General features: G+C 47.3%; 17 protein-coding genes. All 17 read right to left on the bottom strand.

Features of this window, described 5'->3' with window-relative positions; genetic code table 11:
• Nucleotides 1-162 precede the first annotated feature (162 nt).
• Nucleotides 163-1,263: a translation elongation factor Ts gene (gene tsf / locus ACTRDR_RS03415; RefSeq protein ID WP_440526167.1), complete on the bottom strand. Its 1,101-nt coding sequence runs from the start codon at nucleotides 1,261-1,263 to the stop codon at nucleotides 163-165.
• 102 nt (nucleotides 1,264-1,365) lie between these two features.
• Nucleotides 1,366-2,121, bottom strand: a complete 756-nt coding sequence (gene rpsB, locus ACTRDR_RS03420) for a 30S ribosomal protein S2 (protein ID WP_022153930.1) — start codon at nucleotides 2,119-2,121, stop codon at nucleotides 1,366-1,368.
• Nucleotides 2,122-2,303: 182 nt separating this feature from the next.
• Nucleotides 2,304-2,918: a hypothetical protein gene (locus ACTRDR_RS03425; protein ID WP_440526168.1), complete on the bottom strand. Its 615-nt coding sequence runs from the start codon at nucleotides 2,916-2,918 to the stop codon at nucleotides 2,304-2,306.
• 43 nt (nucleotides 2,919-2,961) lie between these two features.
• On the bottom strand, nucleotides 2,962-3,663 hold the full coding sequence (locus ACTRDR_RS03430; RefSeq protein WP_440526169.1) for a DUF6115 domain-containing protein: 702 nt from the start codon (nucleotides 3,661-3,663) through the stop codon (nucleotides 2,962-2,964).
• 24 nt (nucleotides 3,664-3,687) lie between these two features.
• Nucleotides 3,688-3,996 carry a hypothetical protein gene (locus ACTRDR_RS03435; protein ID WP_176864123.1) on the bottom strand — a complete coding sequence of 103 codons (309 nt, stop codon included), beginning with the start codon at nucleotides 3,994-3,996 and terminating at the stop codon, nucleotides 3,688-3,690.
• A 25-nt stretch (nucleotides 3,997-4,021) separates the two neighbouring features.
• Nucleotides 4,022-5,611 carry a DUF342 domain-containing protein gene (locus ACTRDR_RS03440; RefSeq protein ID WP_440526170.1) on the bottom strand — a complete coding sequence of 530 codons (1,590 nt, stop codon included), beginning with the start codon at nucleotides 5,609-5,611 and terminating at the stop codon, nucleotides 4,022-4,024.
• Between the two features lie 51 nt (nucleotides 5,612-5,662).
• Entirely contained in the window at nucleotides 5,663-6,427 is a 765-nt protein-coding gene (locus ACTRDR_RS03445) for a FliA/WhiG family RNA polymerase sigma factor (protein WP_440526171.1), read from the bottom strand.
• Nucleotides 6,420-6,701, bottom strand: a complete 282-nt coding sequence (locus tag ACTRDR_RS03450) for a hypothetical protein (RefSeq protein ID WP_176864118.1) — start codon at nucleotides 6,699-6,701, stop codon at nucleotides 6,420-6,422. The genes ACTRDR_RS03445 and ACTRDR_RS03450 overlap by 8 nt, the downstream gene beginning before the upstream one ends.
• A gap of 24 nt (nucleotides 6,702-6,725) precedes the next feature.
• Complete coding sequence (locus ACTRDR_RS03455; RefSeq protein WP_176864116.1) at nucleotides 6,726-7,214, bottom strand: chemotaxis protein CheD; 489 nt, start codon at nucleotides 7,212-7,214, stop codon at nucleotides 6,726-6,728.
• 30 nt (nucleotides 7,215-7,244) lie between these two features.
• Nucleotides 7,245-7,865, bottom strand: coding sequence for a chemotaxis protein CheC (locus ACTRDR_RS03460; RefSeq protein ID WP_176864114.1), 621 nt, complete (start codon nucleotides 7,863-7,865; stop codon nucleotides 7,245-7,247).
• Between the two features lie 13 nt (nucleotides 7,866-7,878).
• Nucleotides 7,879-8,370 (bottom strand): chemotaxis protein CheW, encoded by a 492-nt coding sequence (locus ACTRDR_RS03465; RefSeq protein ID WP_440526172.1) that lies wholly within the window; start codon nucleotides 8,368-8,370, stop codon nucleotides 7,879-7,881.
• A gap of 17 nt (nucleotides 8,371-8,387) precedes the next feature.
• Complete coding sequence (locus ACTRDR_RS03470) at nucleotides 8,388-10,487, bottom strand: chemotaxis protein CheA (RefSeq protein WP_440526239.1); 2,100 nt, start codon at nucleotides 10,485-10,487, stop codon at nucleotides 8,388-8,390.
• Between the two features lie 51 nt (nucleotides 10,488-10,538).
• Nucleotides 10,539-11,621: a chemotaxis-specific protein-glutamate methyltransferase CheB gene (gene cheB, locus ACTRDR_RS03475; protein ID WP_440526173.1), complete on the bottom strand. Its 1,083-nt coding sequence runs from the start codon at nucleotides 11,619-11,621 to the stop codon at nucleotides 10,539-10,541.
• Nucleotides 11,621-12,355, bottom strand: coding sequence for a flagellar brake domain-containing protein (locus ACTRDR_RS03480; protein ID WP_176864108.1), 735 nt, complete (start codon nucleotides 12,353-12,355; stop codon nucleotides 11,621-11,623). The genes cheB and ACTRDR_RS03480 overlap by 1 nt, the downstream gene beginning before the upstream one ends.
• Nucleotides 12,356-12,370: 15 nt before the next feature.
• Nucleotides 12,371-13,261: a MinD/ParA family protein gene (locus ACTRDR_RS03485; protein WP_440526174.1), complete on the bottom strand. Its 891-nt coding sequence runs from the start codon at nucleotides 13,259-13,261 to the stop codon at nucleotides 12,371-12,373.
• Nucleotides 13,262-13,285: 24 nt separating this feature from the next.
• Nucleotides 13,286-14,527: a flagellar biosynthesis protein FlhF gene (gene flhF, locus ACTRDR_RS03490; RefSeq protein ID WP_440526175.1), complete on the bottom strand. Its 1,242-nt coding sequence runs from the start codon at nucleotides 14,525-14,527 to the stop codon at nucleotides 13,286-13,288.
• Between the two features lie 80 nt (nucleotides 14,528-14,607).
• Entirely contained in the window at nucleotides 14,608-16,647 is a 2,040-nt protein-coding gene (gene flhA, locus ACTRDR_RS03495) for a flagellar biosynthesis protein FlhA (protein ID WP_176864102.1), read from the bottom strand.
• Nucleotides 16,648-16,697 lie beyond the last annotated feature (50 nt).

The raw sequence follows: 16,697 nt of genomic DNA on the forward strand, positions 1-16,697 counted from the left end.
GTGTGAGCAAGCTCCCACCGAGGTATTCCGTTCTATTTTTGCATGGCTCGTAACTTTCAAGTTAGTTGAATGTCGCCCGGATGACTTTGCTGTCTTCCCAAGCGATATATCAAAGCAAAAAAGGCATACTCACGTATGCCCTTTCTAAATAATCCGTTATAATTAAGCGTTCATCTGAGCGGCAACTTCTGCTGCGAAGTCCTCGTTCTTCTTCTCCATGCCTTCTCCAACTTCGAAACGAACAACCTTAGCGATGGTCAGAGCCTTATTAACGCTCTCTAAATACTTAGCTACGGTCTGCTTGCCGTCCTCAGCCTTAACATAGGTCTGATCTAACAGGCAGATCTCCTTCAGCTGCTTGGATACACGACCGTCTGCCAGACCCTTGAAGATCTTATCAGATACGATAGCGTCCTTGTCAGCCATAGCCAGCTCAGCCAGAGCAGCAGCTGCTTCCTTGGAGAGGAAGTTGAACAGGTAGTTCATGTTGCTCTTCTTCTCTTCGTAGATAGCCTTATCCTCATCGCTCCATGCGGAACTATTCATAGCCTTATCGATCAGCTTGTTCAGGATAGGCTTGGGCAGAGATGCAGGATCGTTCAGAGCTGCGTCAACAGTGATCTCCTGTAACTTAGCCAGTTCTTCTGCGGAAATATCATTTCTGCTGATGTAGGTAGGATTCATAGCTGCTACCTGCATAGCGATGTTGGTCAGCGCTTCTCTTGCTGCGTCATCGGATGCACCGTTAGCTGCAACGATAACACCGATACGTCCGCCACCGTGAATGTAGGATACTGCTACATCTCCGGATACCTTCTCGAAACGACGGATGGACAGCTTCTCACCGATAGTAGCGGTCTTCTCTACCAGAGCTTCCTTAACGGTTGCACCTTCGAAAGGAGCAGCCAACAGTGCCTCGATATCTTCGCCATCCTTGCCACCCTGTAAATCAGATGCCAGAGCAGCTGCATTAACAGCCTCTACAAAAGAAGTAAAGGTCTCGTTCTTTGCAACGAAGTCGGTTTCAGAGTTAACTTCGATAACGCAGGCGGTCTTGCCGTCTGCGGAGATTGCTGCACGTGCAACGCCTTCTGCTGCGATACGGCTTGCCTTCTTCTCAGCTTTAGCCTGTCCGTTCTTTCTCAGGAACTCAACAGCTGCGTCCATATCTCCATTTGTCTCGTTCAGAGCCTTCTTACAATCCATCATACCAGCGCCGGTCATTTCACGGAGCTCTTTTACCATAGATGCGGTAATTGCCATTTTTTTATCCTCTCTTCTTAATTAATATATTATCCTCAAGAACCCAGACCGTAATGACAGGCATCGCAATCTGGGTTCCTATGCTTCTCTTATGGAATCGGATTATTCAGCGTCAGCTGCAACCTCTTCGATATCCTCTGCTTCGGTAGCTACATCAGCATCGCTGTATACAGCCTCGCCCTGCTTAGCTTCGATGACAGCGTCAGCCATCTTGGAAACGATCAGCTTAACGGCTCTGATCGCATCATCGTTACCGGGGATGATGTAATCCAGCTCTTCGGGATCACAGTTGGTATCGCCGATACCGATCAGAGTGATGCCCAGTGCATGAGCCTCCTGTACACAAATTCTTTCCTTCTTAGGATCTACAACAAAGATAGCATCGGGAACTCTGGTCATGTTCTTGATACCGCCCAGGTTCTTCTCCAGCTTCTCCCATTCTTTCTTTAACTGAATAACTTCCTTCTTAGGCAGTACATCGAAAGTACCGTCCTGAGACATGGTCTCGATTGCGTGCAGTCTTGCGATACGGGACTGGATGGTTCTGAAGTTGGTCAGCATACCACCTAACCATCTCTCGTTTACATAGTACATACCGCAACGCTCAGCCTCAACCTTTACAGCGTCCTGTGCCTGCTTCTTGGTACCAACGAACAGAATGGTGCCGCCCTGTGCAGCGATCTCAGATACTGCCTTGTAAGCCTCATCAACCTTAACTACAGACTTCTGCAGATCGATGATGTGGATACCGTTTCTCTCGGTGAAGATGTAAGGAGCCATCTTAGGGTTCCATCTTCTGGTCTGATGTCCAAAATGAACACCTGCTTCAAGTAACTGTTTCATAGAAATAACGCTCATGTCTTTACCTCCGTTTGGTTAAAATCTTCCGCTTTTCTTTTCTGCCGGGACGCGTTAAGAACCCGGTTAGCTCTGACAAAGACTTCTGTAAAAACAGTAAGCACCATCGTCAAATCGAAAGGCGTGTTTTTTGTCACAACAGTGCGATTATAACATAGGAAAACCCCTGTGGCAAGGGGTTTTTAATGTTTTCCTGTGATTATTTTGGCAATTTCTTCTTCCGAAGTCCCGGGAGCTATTTCATAGATGCCGGGATTGATGCTGCGACTGTATCCGTTATTACATAAATAATTGTCAAATGCTTTCGCATTCTCCACCAGACCTGCCTCATAGAGCACTCTGCTGACACTTCCGGAATCGGAGCCTTTCTTAATAGTAATGGTTGTCTGTGACTGTTCCGGTGCTGTGATTAATTCAGGCTCTTTTGTTGCCTCAGGCTTTGTCGTCATTTCCGGCTCTGCGGTTGCCTCAGGCTTTGTCGTCATTTCCGGCTCTGCGGTTGCCTCAGGCTCTGTCGTTGTTTCAGGCTCTGCGGTTGCCTCACGCTCTGTCATTGTTTCAGACTCTTCTGTCACTTCAGGCTCCATCGTTGTCTGCGGCTGTGCACTGTTTTGTAGTGCCGCCAGGGTCAGTTCGCTGCTGTCCACCATCCCCAGCTCCGAAGCCCTCTCTCTGATCTGCTCATCTGTCAGTGTCTGCGCCTCTTGTCCTTGTCTACCGGAAAAACTGATTCCTAAAATCAGTGCTGTTACAGCCATTCCTATCCCGAGACCGCGCAGATAATATTTTAACTTCATTATTGTATTTCTCCGTCCTTATCCTTGCTTCGCACGATTCTTATCAGGCCTTGTACAGGTCGATCACAAGCTTTACCTCTCCGACACCCAGTCCCAGTTCTTTGGCAATTGCCACTGTGGATTTGCCCTGTTTGTGCATTTCAAGGATCTTCTCGTTATTGTTCTGTCCCTCCTGCACCGTCTCTCCCATAAATCCGATCTCTGGAGAATTCTCCGGCTGTATAAGAGTTTCTGTCTGGAAAGCATCCGCTGTTTTCTCCTCCGCCACCGTCCCGGCGGTCTTATCTGTGGCGGTCTTCTCTGCGGCTGCTTTATTTTCCGCCGTTTTATTCTCCAGCGTTTTATTTTCCGCCGCTTTGACCGCTTTATCCATTTTGGATACGGTGTCCTTGATATTTGCATGCTTGCTGTTCAGCATATCATATAAGAACATTGCTTCTTCATGATTTTTATGAATCTCCTGTAATACCGTGTCGGAATATTCATTAACTGCCATGATCTTCTCATTGGTCAGACGTTCCAGAGCGCGTTCTGCTTTCTCTATCGCGTCCTCAGAGGTCTCTCCCATTTTGTCCTGCATTTTACTGCGGACGTTATTCATTTCCTCTTCCACCAGACCGTGGATCTCTTCTTTTGCTGCTTTTTGATCGATTCCTGTGTTTTTTTCCCCGCCAAGCGGCAAAAAGAAACTTCCTGTAAATATTATGACTCCCGCAATCAGCAGGACGATCTCCAAAATACCCATGTTACTTGTTTTTCCTTTGCATTGTCAGATCTTAATATCAAATCCCTGATGCTCTTTTTTCACCACAACACCATCTTCCGGCTGCTTTTTGCGGCGTTTGCCGCCGTTGCCCGCATACTCGTTATTTCCCTTTTCTTTGGCGTCGTATTGTCCGGTGTACCAGTCCGCATTGTCACTGCTGTGCACCTCTTTGGTGAGCTGCTCTGTGTGCTTCTGCGTCTGCTGTCCCAGAGTCATCTGTTGGAATGCCCCCTTGTTGTCTTCATTCTGCTTCATCACAGTATAATCCTGTGTCCGGGGGATCGAAGCAATCTCTAAAGAGCCAAATGCCATATCTATGCCTCTTTTCTGTGAACTCTTACAGGGGAGTGGACTTCACATCACCGTCAATACGTTCAAAACGACAATAATGATAAGTGCTCTTCACCTGCATGGAAGAGTCTCCGATAATGATCGTAGTGCCGGGATATACCTCTCCTTTTACCAATACCATTGCTCTGTCCTGGGGATTGAATTCCAGCTGCAGCTCCTGCATTCGGCGGTTCTTCTCTTCCAGACTCTTTTTCTGTGTCTCCAATATAGCTGCAGAGTTCCGGATATAATTGATCTGATCCGGTGTAAAACAGACCCCTTTGCTCTTTTTTTCCGCAAAGCTGGTCAGAATCGGCTGAATGCCCCGGATGGTTTTAACAATCTCGGAGACTTCCTTCTGAAGTCTCATATATTCTGCCTTTTTCTCGGGATCCACACCTACTTCCACCACCGTAGGTGCACCCAGGGTCGCTCCTAAGGTCTTCACCTCGATCTTCTGTCCGGCACGTACATGTCCGCCGGTGATGAATCCTCTCTTACCGGTTACCTGAATCTCCGTAGATGCCGTCACATTGCTGTGCAGGATGGATTCGGTACTGACATATCCTCCGGCTGTTGCTGTGGAATTCTCCAAAAACTTCGCCACAATATTGCCGCCGGCTTTCAATATTCCCTTGGACATGCCGTTCATGCCTCTTGCAATGATAATGTTGCCGCCGGCCTCGATATGCGCGCCTTCCACGACACCGCTGATGATCACGTTGCCACCCGCCCGGATGACAAAATTGGATGACACATTGCCCCTGACCTGTACACTTCCTTCAAAATCAATATTACCGGTAGACAGATCCACATTTTCCACTTCGTAGACATCGGATACAAAAACCTTGCCTTCTACCAGGGATACATGTCCGTCTACCATGGAAGTGATCCTCCTGCGGTCTTCGGAGATCTCAATGTTATGGCCAAATTCCAGATGCGCCTTTTTCACCTGTCTCGGCTTTATCTTAGTGCCCTGTACCGTGGTCCCGTACTCACCCTCATCCTCCGGGATGATTTCCGCCAAAAGCTGCCCCTTCTTGCAAGGGTTGATCATATTCAGGTGGAAATAGTCCACCGTTCCGTCATCTTTTAAGGTTGGTCTGGCATGAACATCGGTGTTGAAATAATACTTAATATATGCGTCCGTTCCGTGTCTGGGTTCTTTTCCTTTTGCCACCACCAGATCTGTGCAATAGATTCCCTCAGACATAAAGTGATCCTGCAGAACACTCATCTGGATTCCATAGACTATGTTCCGGAATCTCAGATCTTTGATCACACCGTCCATAGTCGCTCTTTTCCCGGTTTGTGATGCAGGATAAAAGCGTAAGGTGACCTGCATGTTATCCTCAGCGACTTCGATACTGTAGGTCTCCTCCAGTTCCGGGCAATCTTTTCTCTCTAAAAAGCAGACAGTATCTTCACCGTCTAAAATTGCTTTTTTGATCACCACGGGATCGTAAGGCACCGATTCTCTGTCCAGGTATAAGAGAACCTCCTGAAGGTCTATGCCACTGCCCCCGTCCTTTGGCTGTACGAGCCGCAGTCCATAGCCTCCAGGGGCTTTTACTATCTGAAAATATCCGTTCTGCATATGCCTTTCCTCTGCCTTTCCTTCCTGCATTCTGTGCAGATCAATCAGGTTCTATAAAAGTCCCATGTAGTTCCCCATTTTGGTCTTCATCTTCTGTAAAGCACGGGTATGCAGCTGTGATACCCTCGATTCCGATACTTCCAGAATATTACTGATCTCTTTCAGCGTAAGATCCTCATAATAATATAAAGTAACTACTTTTTTCTCTTTTTCTGTCAAAAGCTCCAGTGCTTCTCCGAGTACTTTGGTCAGTTCTTCTTTTTCTATGCTCTCTTCCGGACTGTCAAATCGTGCCGTCGTATGTCTGCTGTAATCCTGTGAGACATCACTGCCCTGTTCCATGTATTCGTTTAAGGATACTAACCCTGTGACTTTCATCTGGGACTGCCAATCCAGGTATTCCTCGGAGGATATTCCCAATCCCTGTGCTATATCTTCGTCTGTTGCAGTGCGTCCGGTAGTCTGCTCCACTTCCTTGATGACAGCATCGATTTTTTTCTGCCGCTGTCTGATCGTCCGGGGGATCCAGTCCATTTTTCGGATCTGGTCAAGAATCGCGCCCCGGATGCGCAGACTGGCATAGGTCTCGAACTTTACTTCCTTCATACAATCGAACTTGTCGATAGCATCGATCAGTCCAAAGATACCATAACTTACCAGATCTTCATAATCTACGTTGTATCCCAGGTACATACTCAGTCTTCCGGCTACCACTTTCACGAGCGGAGCATATTCCAGTATCAGCTGTTCCCTGGTCTCCGGTCGCTTATTAGCAGCATATTCTTCTAATAACCTTTTCTTACCGGTTTCATCCATTCGATTCGCTTACACCCTTCTGCCCTGCGTCTTCTTCCGTCGCAGCTGCTTCTTCCGCCTTCGCTTCCTGCTCCTGCTTTTCCTTCTCCTCGTTCTGTCTGTCAAATCGGTCCAACAACAGACGAATCGCACTTCCCAGGCAATAGAATAAAAGCATCACCGCAAAAAGCGCCACCAGGCTTGCCAGCACTGAGTATGATCTTACTAATGTAATGATACAGGTGCATGCACCCGCGATCAGCATCAGAAGCAATGGCATGTTCTTTCTGTTCATAATCTTCTTCCCATCTAAACCCTGTCAGATCACCGATTCATCTCTTCCCACAGCACGGATATGAAATTCTCCGGTCTCAGGATAGAAGGTTACGGTTCTTCCGTAGTTTTTACCTGTATCTTCCGCAAGAATGGGGATACTGATCTCTTTCAGCTTTTTCTTGACCGCTTCTACGTTGCGTTCCCCCACCTGCATCATATCGTTACGTCCCTGGAATGTGAACATGGTGGCGCCGCCGGCGATCTTGGCAACCATTCTTGCTTTCCTCGCACCGAGCTTTTCCATCTGCCTGACCAGTTCGTCGATTCCTGTATCTGCAAATTTTGCGATATTCTGGTTACTGTTGCGGATCGTAGTGCTGTCCGGCAGCATAATATGTGCCAGACCGCCTATTTTCGTCACCGGATCGCGGATTGCTATTCCCACGCAGGATCCGAGTCCCAAAGTAGTCACTCCGTCAGGACTTACGCAGGTCTTCAGATCCGCCATTCCTACTTTAATTATCTCGCTCATTCTGCTCCCCTTCTTCTGCTTCTGCCTTCCTTATTCCACCGATATTCCCAAAGATGACAGGATCTTGGGATAGGATTCAATATCAGGAACCAGAATGAAATAACCGTCAATCTCTACCTCATCATAGAACTGTGACTGAATGAGTAAAATCTTATCTCCCAATGTTCCGAATTCAATGGCGGGCACACTTAAGATCGCACCTGCCATATCCAGAGTCAGAGAGGGAGGAGTTGGGATGATCGTCAGATTCGTCAGCATAGACAGGGAATTCAGATAGGCACCTGTAATAATGTTGCCGATCTCCTTCATGGCAGAAAATTCAATCTCCGAAAATCCATCCTGCTGTACCATGTCCCCCATAATCTTATGGAGAAGATGTTTTGCACTGTTCTGCTCTACCAAAAACATCATGCTGCCGGTAATGTCACCTTCTACTCCTAAGAATACTCCGACCATTACCTGCTCTTCTCCGCCCATCATGGCTCCTACTTCGTTAAAATCCAAAAGTTTTACCTGCGGTACTTTCATGTCCACCTTGCAGTTAAGCATCTGGGAGAGTGCTGTCATAGCGTTGCCCGCTCCAATGTTGCCGATTTCCTTTAAAACATCCAGATATGTTTCCGAAACTTTTTCTAAACTCAGGTCTCCCATGGATCCATCTCCTTTATGCATTTTCCTCCAGTGTAATGGAATTCAGATCCAGTAAAGAGATCAGCTCCCCATTGTGTTTACCGACACCCGTGATGAAGCTTTTCTTGATTTCGCCGGTATTCTGAGACATTTTTTCAATCTGACTGGTGCCGAGAGTAACAACCTCCTTCACTTCGTCAACAATAATTCCTACGCTTCCCTGCTGTTCCTGCTTCAAAATAATGATTCTGGTAGCACGGGTCATTTCATCTGCCTCCAGTCCCATTTTCAGTCGAAGGCTCATAACGGGCAATACTTCTCCGCGGAGATTGATCACGCCCTTCAGATATGCAGGCACTTTGGGAACTCTGGTGATATGCTGCATTCTTACAATATTATCGATATAGCGGATATCAATGCCGTACTGTTCGTCTCCGAGACGGATCACAATATACTGGAAAAATTCCTCCTCAACCTTACGCTCGTCTCCGGCTTTTAATGTTTCTCTCATGCTAAGTTCTTCCATAACTGTCATCTCCCTCCTTACAGTAATGCATTGGCATCCAGGATCAGTGCTACCTCACCGTCTCCGAGGATCGTTGCGCCACTGATGAATTTGCACTGCTTGATGTATTTTCCAAGAGACTTGATAACGATCTCCTGCTGTCCGATCAGTTCGTCGATGACAAGACCTGCCATCTTGTCGCCCTTCTTGACGATAACAACGATCAGGTTGTCCTCCGGGGATCTTGTACTCTCGACATCCAGCACTTCTGTCAGACGGATCAGAGGGATTACAGTTCCTCTTAAATTGATGACCTCTTTATTCTCTACCAACTTGATGTCCTTCGGGGAGATATCTTCAATTGTCTGGATAGATCCCAGAGAGATTGCATACTTTTCTCCGCCTACGACTACCATCAGAGCCTGTATGATCGCAAGGGTTAACGGCAGACGGATCGTCCAGGTACTTCCCTCGCCCCACTTGGATTTCACTTCCACTTCACCGCTTAAGGATTCGATCTTGGACTTCACGACATCCAGTCCCACACCTCTTCCGGACACATCGGTTACCTTCTCGGAAGTAGAGAAGCCTGGCAGGAACAGCAGATTGATAATATCCTTCTCCGGCATGTTGGCTGCCTGCTCTGCGGTTACCAGATTGCGCTCGATTGCTTTATTCTTAACAGCTTCCACGTCAATACCGTTACCATCATCTCTTACTTCGATGACTACGTTATTGCCATCCTGATATGCATCCAGGAAAATAGATCCCTGCTCGGGCTTTCCACGCTGTGCACGCACTTCTGCGGACTCCAGACCATGATCGGCGGAGTTACGGAGCAGATGCATCAGGGGATCTCCGATCTCATCCACCACGGTACGATCCAGTTCAGTCTCTTCACCGGTCATATACAGTTCCATCTTCTTATCCAGCTTTTTGGACAGATCGCGGATCATTCTGGGGAACTTCACAACAACACTCTCAATAGGTACCATTCGTACCTTCATCACGGATTCGTGGAGATTCGTGGTAACATTCTCCAGGTATTCAATCTGCTCATTGAAAGCAGTATTGTTGCCATGGTCGCTGCTGGATGCCGATACCAGAGAGTTCTTTGCAATGATCAGTTCACTTACCAGATTCATCAGGGAATCCAGTTTTTCAATATCCACACGTACGGTACGGTTCACTACCGGCTTATTTGCAGGCTTCTTCTCCGGAGCCTTGGCTGCAGCCGCAGGTTTTTTCTCTTCCTTCTTAGGCTCTGCCTTGACTTCCGCTACGACTTCCTTTTTCTCCTCTACAGGTTCGGCTGTCTCTTCTTCGGAATGATAATTCTTCGTCTTCTCCAGCTCCAGAACACCACCGGTTACCTGTGCAATCTCGGATACGCTCTCGGCTGCCTTGATGATTTCATCCAGAGAATAATCGGATAATACGATCAGAGTGAAATCCTTATCGAATTTCTCATCTTCCACATCCTGTGCGCTGGGCATGGATACGATGATCTCACCTTTTTCTTCCACTGCCTTGAATACCAGAAAAGCTCTTGCTGCCTTCAGTATGCAGGTCTCCTGTACCACCACGTTGATTCCGTATACATTTTTGCCCTGCTTCATAGCTTCTCTGATCACACGGATCTGGCTGTCATCAAAAGCAATGTCATTCCATTTTTCAGTACCTTCTGTGCCGGCTTCCGCTGTGGGAGCTGCAGCTGCGGGTGCCTCTTCCTTTGCTGCGGGTGCTTCGGTCTTGCCGTCGTTTAAGATATCGTTCAGTGCTTTGATGAGGTTCTCGTTGTCATTGGTTCCCTCATCAGAGGTCTCCTGAATATTATTCTTGTATTCCTCCAAAGCATCCAGGCACTGGAACAATACATCGATCATCTCCGGCTTTACTTTAATGTTGCCGTTACGTACTTCCGAGAACACATTTTCCATATCATGAGTCAGATTCTGCATGCGCTTGTAACCCATAGTTCCCGCCATTCCTTTCAGGGAATGTGCCGCACGGAATATCTCATTGATATTGTCCATGTTCTCAGGGTCTGACTCCAGTTCCAGAATCTGTGTGTTCAGGTTCTGCAGATGTTCATTTGTTTCATCCAGAAAAATTTCAAGATATTGGCTTACGTCCATCTCTTCCTCCATTCTGCCTGCCACGGTATCGCCGAAAGCGGCATATATTGCTTACTTACTTACTCCTACATGAAGTATGATCTCCTGGGCTATCTGGTCTAAGGGTACTACCTGATCGGCAAGCCCTGCCTGGATTATACTTTTAGGCATTCCAAATACTACACTGGTATCCTGATCCTGAGCGATCACATATGTCTTCCCGGAAGATTTTAATTTGCTGATTCCTTCCGTTCCGTCTGCTCCCATGCCCGTCATTACGGCACATACTACCGTATCAAAACGGCTGTTTTGCAATGATTCATACATATAATTGGCACAGGGTCTGACACCCTCTCTGTAAGGTTCCTCCGACAAATGCAGGGTATGTCGTCCTGCCGGAGAAGTGACGACATTCAGGTGTTTACCGCCCATAGCGATATAGACCCATCCCTTTTTCAGTTCTTCTCCCTCTGCTGCTTCCTTTACATGAAGCTGACTTAAATTGTCCAGTCTCTCTGCCAGGGATGCTGTAAATCCCACCGGCATGTGCTGTACGACTAACACCGGTGCATCTAAATTGGCCGGTAGAAGAGGGATCACGGACTGAAGCGATTTCGGACCTCCCGTGGAGCTTGCGATCGCTACGATTTTGCTGCCGGACACACTGACCGGATGATGATTGATGATCTTCATCATCTCTTTTACGGTGCCCTTCTCTTCGGAAAGCTTCTCCTCCGCAGCAAATGTCGGCAGCTTACTGTTTGCTACCACATTCAGTGTTCGCAGGAACTCTCTTCGGAAATTCTCGCCCCGGCAGTCCACTGCACTGTCCGGTTTATGTACAAAATCCAGTGCTCCCAGTTCCAGAGCATCCAGAGTGGTTCTGGCTCCTTCCTTTGTGTCGGTACTCGCCATCATCACTCGTGCCGGAATCTTGTATTTCCGCAGTTCCTGTAACAACTGCAATCCGTTCATTCGCGGCATATTTACATCCAGGACTACCGCATCATAGCTGTTTCTGCTCAACAGATCAAAGGCTTCCAATCCGTCTTTTGCTCTGTCAGTCACCTGGAATCTTATGTCTGAATCTATTATATCACACAGCACTCTTCTCATAAGTGCAGAGTCATCTACAAGCAGTATTTTTTTCGGCATTAATTCATTCTCTCCTTTTTGCGGCTCTTACGCTCTTCTTCAAATATAAAACGTATGATCTCTTCCCGGATATTCACATCCAGATTGTAGTACTGGACTCTGTGTTCAAAGGTTCCCTTTCTTTTCTCCAGTTCCCGTACCGCCAGCACCTTACCTACCACATCGTATTTTTTTCTCTCACCGTCCTTCGTGAGCAAATGATAACTGCACAGGATCAGGCTGCCCGGTTCGTATCTCTGCGTTGACATGAACCGTAACCCACCACCGCTGATATCTACGATAATACTATGCTTTAAGGGAAGTCCCGGCTGCAATTCATAGGGAGAGTTCTTCTCCAGTGCCTCAATCTCTTCCTCCTCCAGATTTCTGGCACACATGTCCAGCGCACAGCTGAAACGGTAATATTCTCTTCGCTGATATTTTCTGAGATTGCTGGTCAGCTCCATGACCAACACGTAGACATTGTTGCTCTTATAACGGTCCACTATTCTGGCAAAACACTGATACAGGCTGTTCTCCTCAAAAAACACCATATCATATTCGCTCTCCACCGGCAGAAGGATCAGTCTGGTCTGTTCCATTGGCATGGAAATCTCCAGTGTATCCTCCGATAGGATCTGCAGTACACGGCTCTGGTAAACCTTTGTCGTATATTCGGCTCCGGATTCTCCCAATCCATGTTCCAGCGCCCGAAGCTCTACTTTAGAACCTTCTTCCACAAATCTGGACAACATAATTTTGTACCTCTCTTATCTGGACTGTTTTGCAGCTCCGTTTCTGGTTCCTATAATGTGTGAGAAAAAAGCTGCCATTCCGCGTCTTTTCTGCTCCTCCTGTGTCTTGTCGCACAGTCTTCGCGCGATCCGCTCATATGCCTGACTGGATTTTGCCCCGGGGTTCTGTATAGATACCGGTACCTGCTGCATTACCGCCTGCACGACCTGCGGATCCTGCGGCACACATCCCAGATATTCCATAGGAGTCTTCAGGTATCTGGTGACTACCGCATTCAGTTTATCAAACAGTATCTGTCCTTCCTTCACATTATCCACCCGGTTGGCTACCATTTTGACCTTGGTATAATCTTTCTCGAACCTCGGATGTCTGTACAGAGCCTTCAGTAACGAATAAGAGTCTGTGATAGAAGTCGGTTCCGGTGTGGTCACCAGAAGTACTTCTCCGCTGGCTACTAAAAATTCCAGCACACTTTCCGAGATTCCTGCACCGGTATCCACAATGATCACATCTGTTATGGCATCCAACTCGGCCAGATTCTGTATGATGCAGGTCAGCGCATCCCGCCCCAGGTTCGACATGCCGGCGATTCCCGAGCCACCGGAGATAAAGCCTACCTCCATGGGACCCCAGGTAATGATGTCACTGATGCTCTTGCCCTCATAGACCAGATCACACAGATTGTGCTTCGGTACCGCTCCGAACATGATCTCAATGTTAGCCAGTCCGAAGTCCGCATCCAGAATGATCACTCGTTTCCCCATTTTACGAAATTGAATTGCCAGATTGATGGACATATTGGATTTTCCGACACCTCCCTTGCCGGAGGTGACGGTAATGACTCTTGCAGTAGGTCGTATCTGCTGATTTGCTTTAATGATCCTTAACTGTTCCGCCTGATCCATTTTTCCGCGCCTTTCTGTAAAAGCTTATTCCTTTCCGCCAAGGATCTGCTTTACTGTCTTCTGTGGATTGAATGCTTCCATATCGTCCGGAACATTCTGTCCGCAGGTCACATAAGCGATCGGCGCATCGGTATAAAGCTTCATATTCAGCAGATTCCCCACTGCCTCTGTTTCATCCAACTTGGTAAAGATCAGCTCAAAGTCTGCGATCTTGCCGTAACAATCCGCGATCTTCTGAAGATCCCTGTATTTGGTAGTTGCACTTAAAACCAAAAATACCTGATAACTTTCCGGTCTCTTCAGTGCTGCCACCATTTCCTTCATTTTCTCCAGTTGATCCGTATTCTGATGTGATCTCCCCGCTGTATCTATAAAAATATAATCACAGTCCCAATAATCCTCCACCGCTGCCTGCAGCTCCTCCGGGGTATAGATGATCCGAAACGGAGTCTCTAAAATATTTGCATAGGTTCTGAGCTGTTCCGCTGCAGCAATACGGTAAGTGTCTGCTGTCAAAAGTGCCACTTTCTTTTTCTCTTCCACACAATATTTACCGGCAAGCTTTGCTATGGTAGTCGTCTTGCCCACTCCCGTAGGTCCGATGAACAATACGATCCTGGGGCCTTCTTCCGAAGGAGTGATCCCTTCAGATCTTCCGAATTTGAGCACCATCTTCTGATAGATATTTGCCAACAGATAGTCAAATGGCAGATCTGCTTTTTTCGTCTTTGAAGCATCTTCCAGAATGCTGTTGACATACTTTTCATCCATTTCATTATCCAGCATCTTATTATACAGAAGTCTTATAAATTTATCCTGTTCAGGATTTTTCTCTTCTTCCTTTTTCTCCGCAGCAGCCATATCTTGGGTCTTATCCTCTTTTTCTTCGGCATCCGGTACATCCTGCGTCTTTGCGGATTCTTCTTTTTCGGACTGTCTGTTATTTAACTGGCTCTCTAGCAGCGTCTGTAAACTATCCAGCTTTTTTTCGATGTTCTCTGTGCTGTTTTTTGCTAACAGATTCTGTTGCTCCGTCCGGATTTCCTTATCCGCTGCTGTCCGGAGTATACTGCCGTATTGCGGTCTCGCCGGTGCTTCCTCCTCCAGTGCCGCGGTAACCTCTATCTGCTTCGGTAACAGGAAAGCAAACAATCCTTTCTTTTTTACCTCACGCACATTCATGATCACAAGGGTACTTCCCAGTTCCTTTTTCGCAGCCTCTGTGGCTTCCGCTTCTGTCTTCCCCGTAAATTTTTTGATTATCATACTACTCTCCATTCCGCAGACGGTTCCATTTTATTTTTCACACTATCCCTGGCTCCTGTGGCGGTTCACTGTACCTGTTCTCAGGCTGTGACCATTCCCACAGACTGTAATTCCACATTGGATTCCACTTCATTGTAGGATACCACGACCAGATCCGGATAGTAATCTTCCGTCAGTCGTTTAAAATACATTCTTACAATGGGAGATGTCATAATAATGGGAGTTTTCCCCATATTTTCCAGTTTTTTGATCTCCTCTCCCACCGCATTCAGGATGGCTTTGCTTCTGGCAGGATCTAGATTTAAGAAAGCTCCCGTCTCCGTCTGCTTCACGCTTCCCATCACCTCCTGCTCGATCTTCGGATCCAGCGTCAATACACTGGTAGTCTCATGAGAAGGAAAATATTTTGTGGAAATTGCTCTCTTCAGACTCTGTCTGACATACTCCGTAAGAATATCCGTATCTCTCGTCGTCGGTGCATAATCCGCCAATGTCTCTAAAATCGTCAGCAGATCTCGTATGGAAATACCCTCTTTTAAGAGATTCTGCAGTACTTTCTGAATTTCACCGAGCCCAAGCAACTTCGGTACCAGTTCGTCCACCAGAGAAGGATTGTTCTCCTTGACATTGTTGATCAGGTTCTGAACATCTTGTCTGGTTAGTAATTCTGCGATATGCTGGCGGATGATCTCCGTCAGATGCGTGGCAATAATGGAAGGCGGATCCACTACGGTGTAGCCCAGGCTCTCCGCACGCTCTCTCTGTCCCTCCGTGATCCAGATCGCCGGCAGATGAAAGGAGGGCTCAAAAGTAGGAATACCCGTGATCTCCTCTTCTACGTATCCGGGGTTCATCGCCATATAATGGTCAAACAGGATCTCGCCTTCGCTAACCTGAATTCCCTTAATCTTGATAATATACTGGTTCGGATTCAGCTGAATGTTATCACGCAGTCGGATGATCGGCACCACTGTACCAAGTTCCAATGCGATCTGTCTTCGTATCATAACAACACGGTCTAACAGGTCGCCTCCCTGATTAACATCCGCTAACGGAATGATACCGTAGCCGAATTCCAACTCGATAGGATCCACCTGCAACAGGCTGTTGACATTCTCCGGCTGCCTGATTTCTTCCGCCGCAGCCTCTTCACTGTCTACCTCCTGCTCAATCTTGGCTGTCTCGATAGTTCCCTCGATATTTCTGGCCACAATGATAAATACCAGTCCCAGTCCCACGAACAGGATCGTATTTAACTGTGTCACAAATCCAAGGATCGCCAGCATGGCTCCTACCAGATACAGCGCCTTCGGCACACCGAATAACTGGCTGACCAGTGTGGTTCCGAAATCTGCGTCCTTACTTCCTTTGGTCACCAGGATACCGGTGGACAGAGAGATCAACAGTGAGGGGATCTGGCTCACCAGACCGTCACCGATGGTGAGGATCGCGTATTTATTCAGAGCTGCGGTGATATCCATGCCCTGTCTCGTCACTCCCATGACAATACCGCCCACGATATTGATGGTTGTGATCAGAAGACCCGCTACTGCGTCTCCTTTTACGTATTTCACGGCACCATCCATGGAACCGAAAAAGCTTGCTTCCTCCTGGATCTTCTCTCTGCGTCTCTTTGCTTCCGCATCCGTGATCGCTCCTGTATTCAGATCGGCATCGATTGCCATCTGTTTACCGGGCATGGCATCCAGGGTAAATCTCGCCGTTACCTCGGATACACGTTCAGAACCTTTATTGATGACCATGAACTGGATCAGGATCAGAATAATGAAGATAATAACACCGATGACCAGGTCACCGCCGCCTACGAACTCACCGAAAGTCTCCACGACATTACCCGCATTACCGTCTCGTAAGATCAGACGGGTAGAGGATGTGTTCAGCGCAATACGGAAGATCGTGGTGAACAGAAGCATTGTCGGGAAAAAAGACATATCCAGTACTTCCTTGCTGAACATTGTGGCAAATAATACAGTCAGCGCAATGGAAATATTGATAGCCAGCAGAATATCCAGAAGCCAGGAAGGAATCGGCACAATAAACATGATGATCGCCGCCATAATGTAGAGTGCTACCCCCACATCCGCTTTTTTTATTTTCATCTGTGCCTTACCTCCTTTCTGTCTGTGTGTTTTCTAATCTTAATATTTTT

This window comes from Simiaoa sp., assembly GCF_051972595.1.
GTDB classification, from domain to species: domain Bacteria; phylum Bacillota; class Clostridia; order Lachnospirales; family Lachnospiraceae; genus Acetatifactor; species Acetatifactor hominis.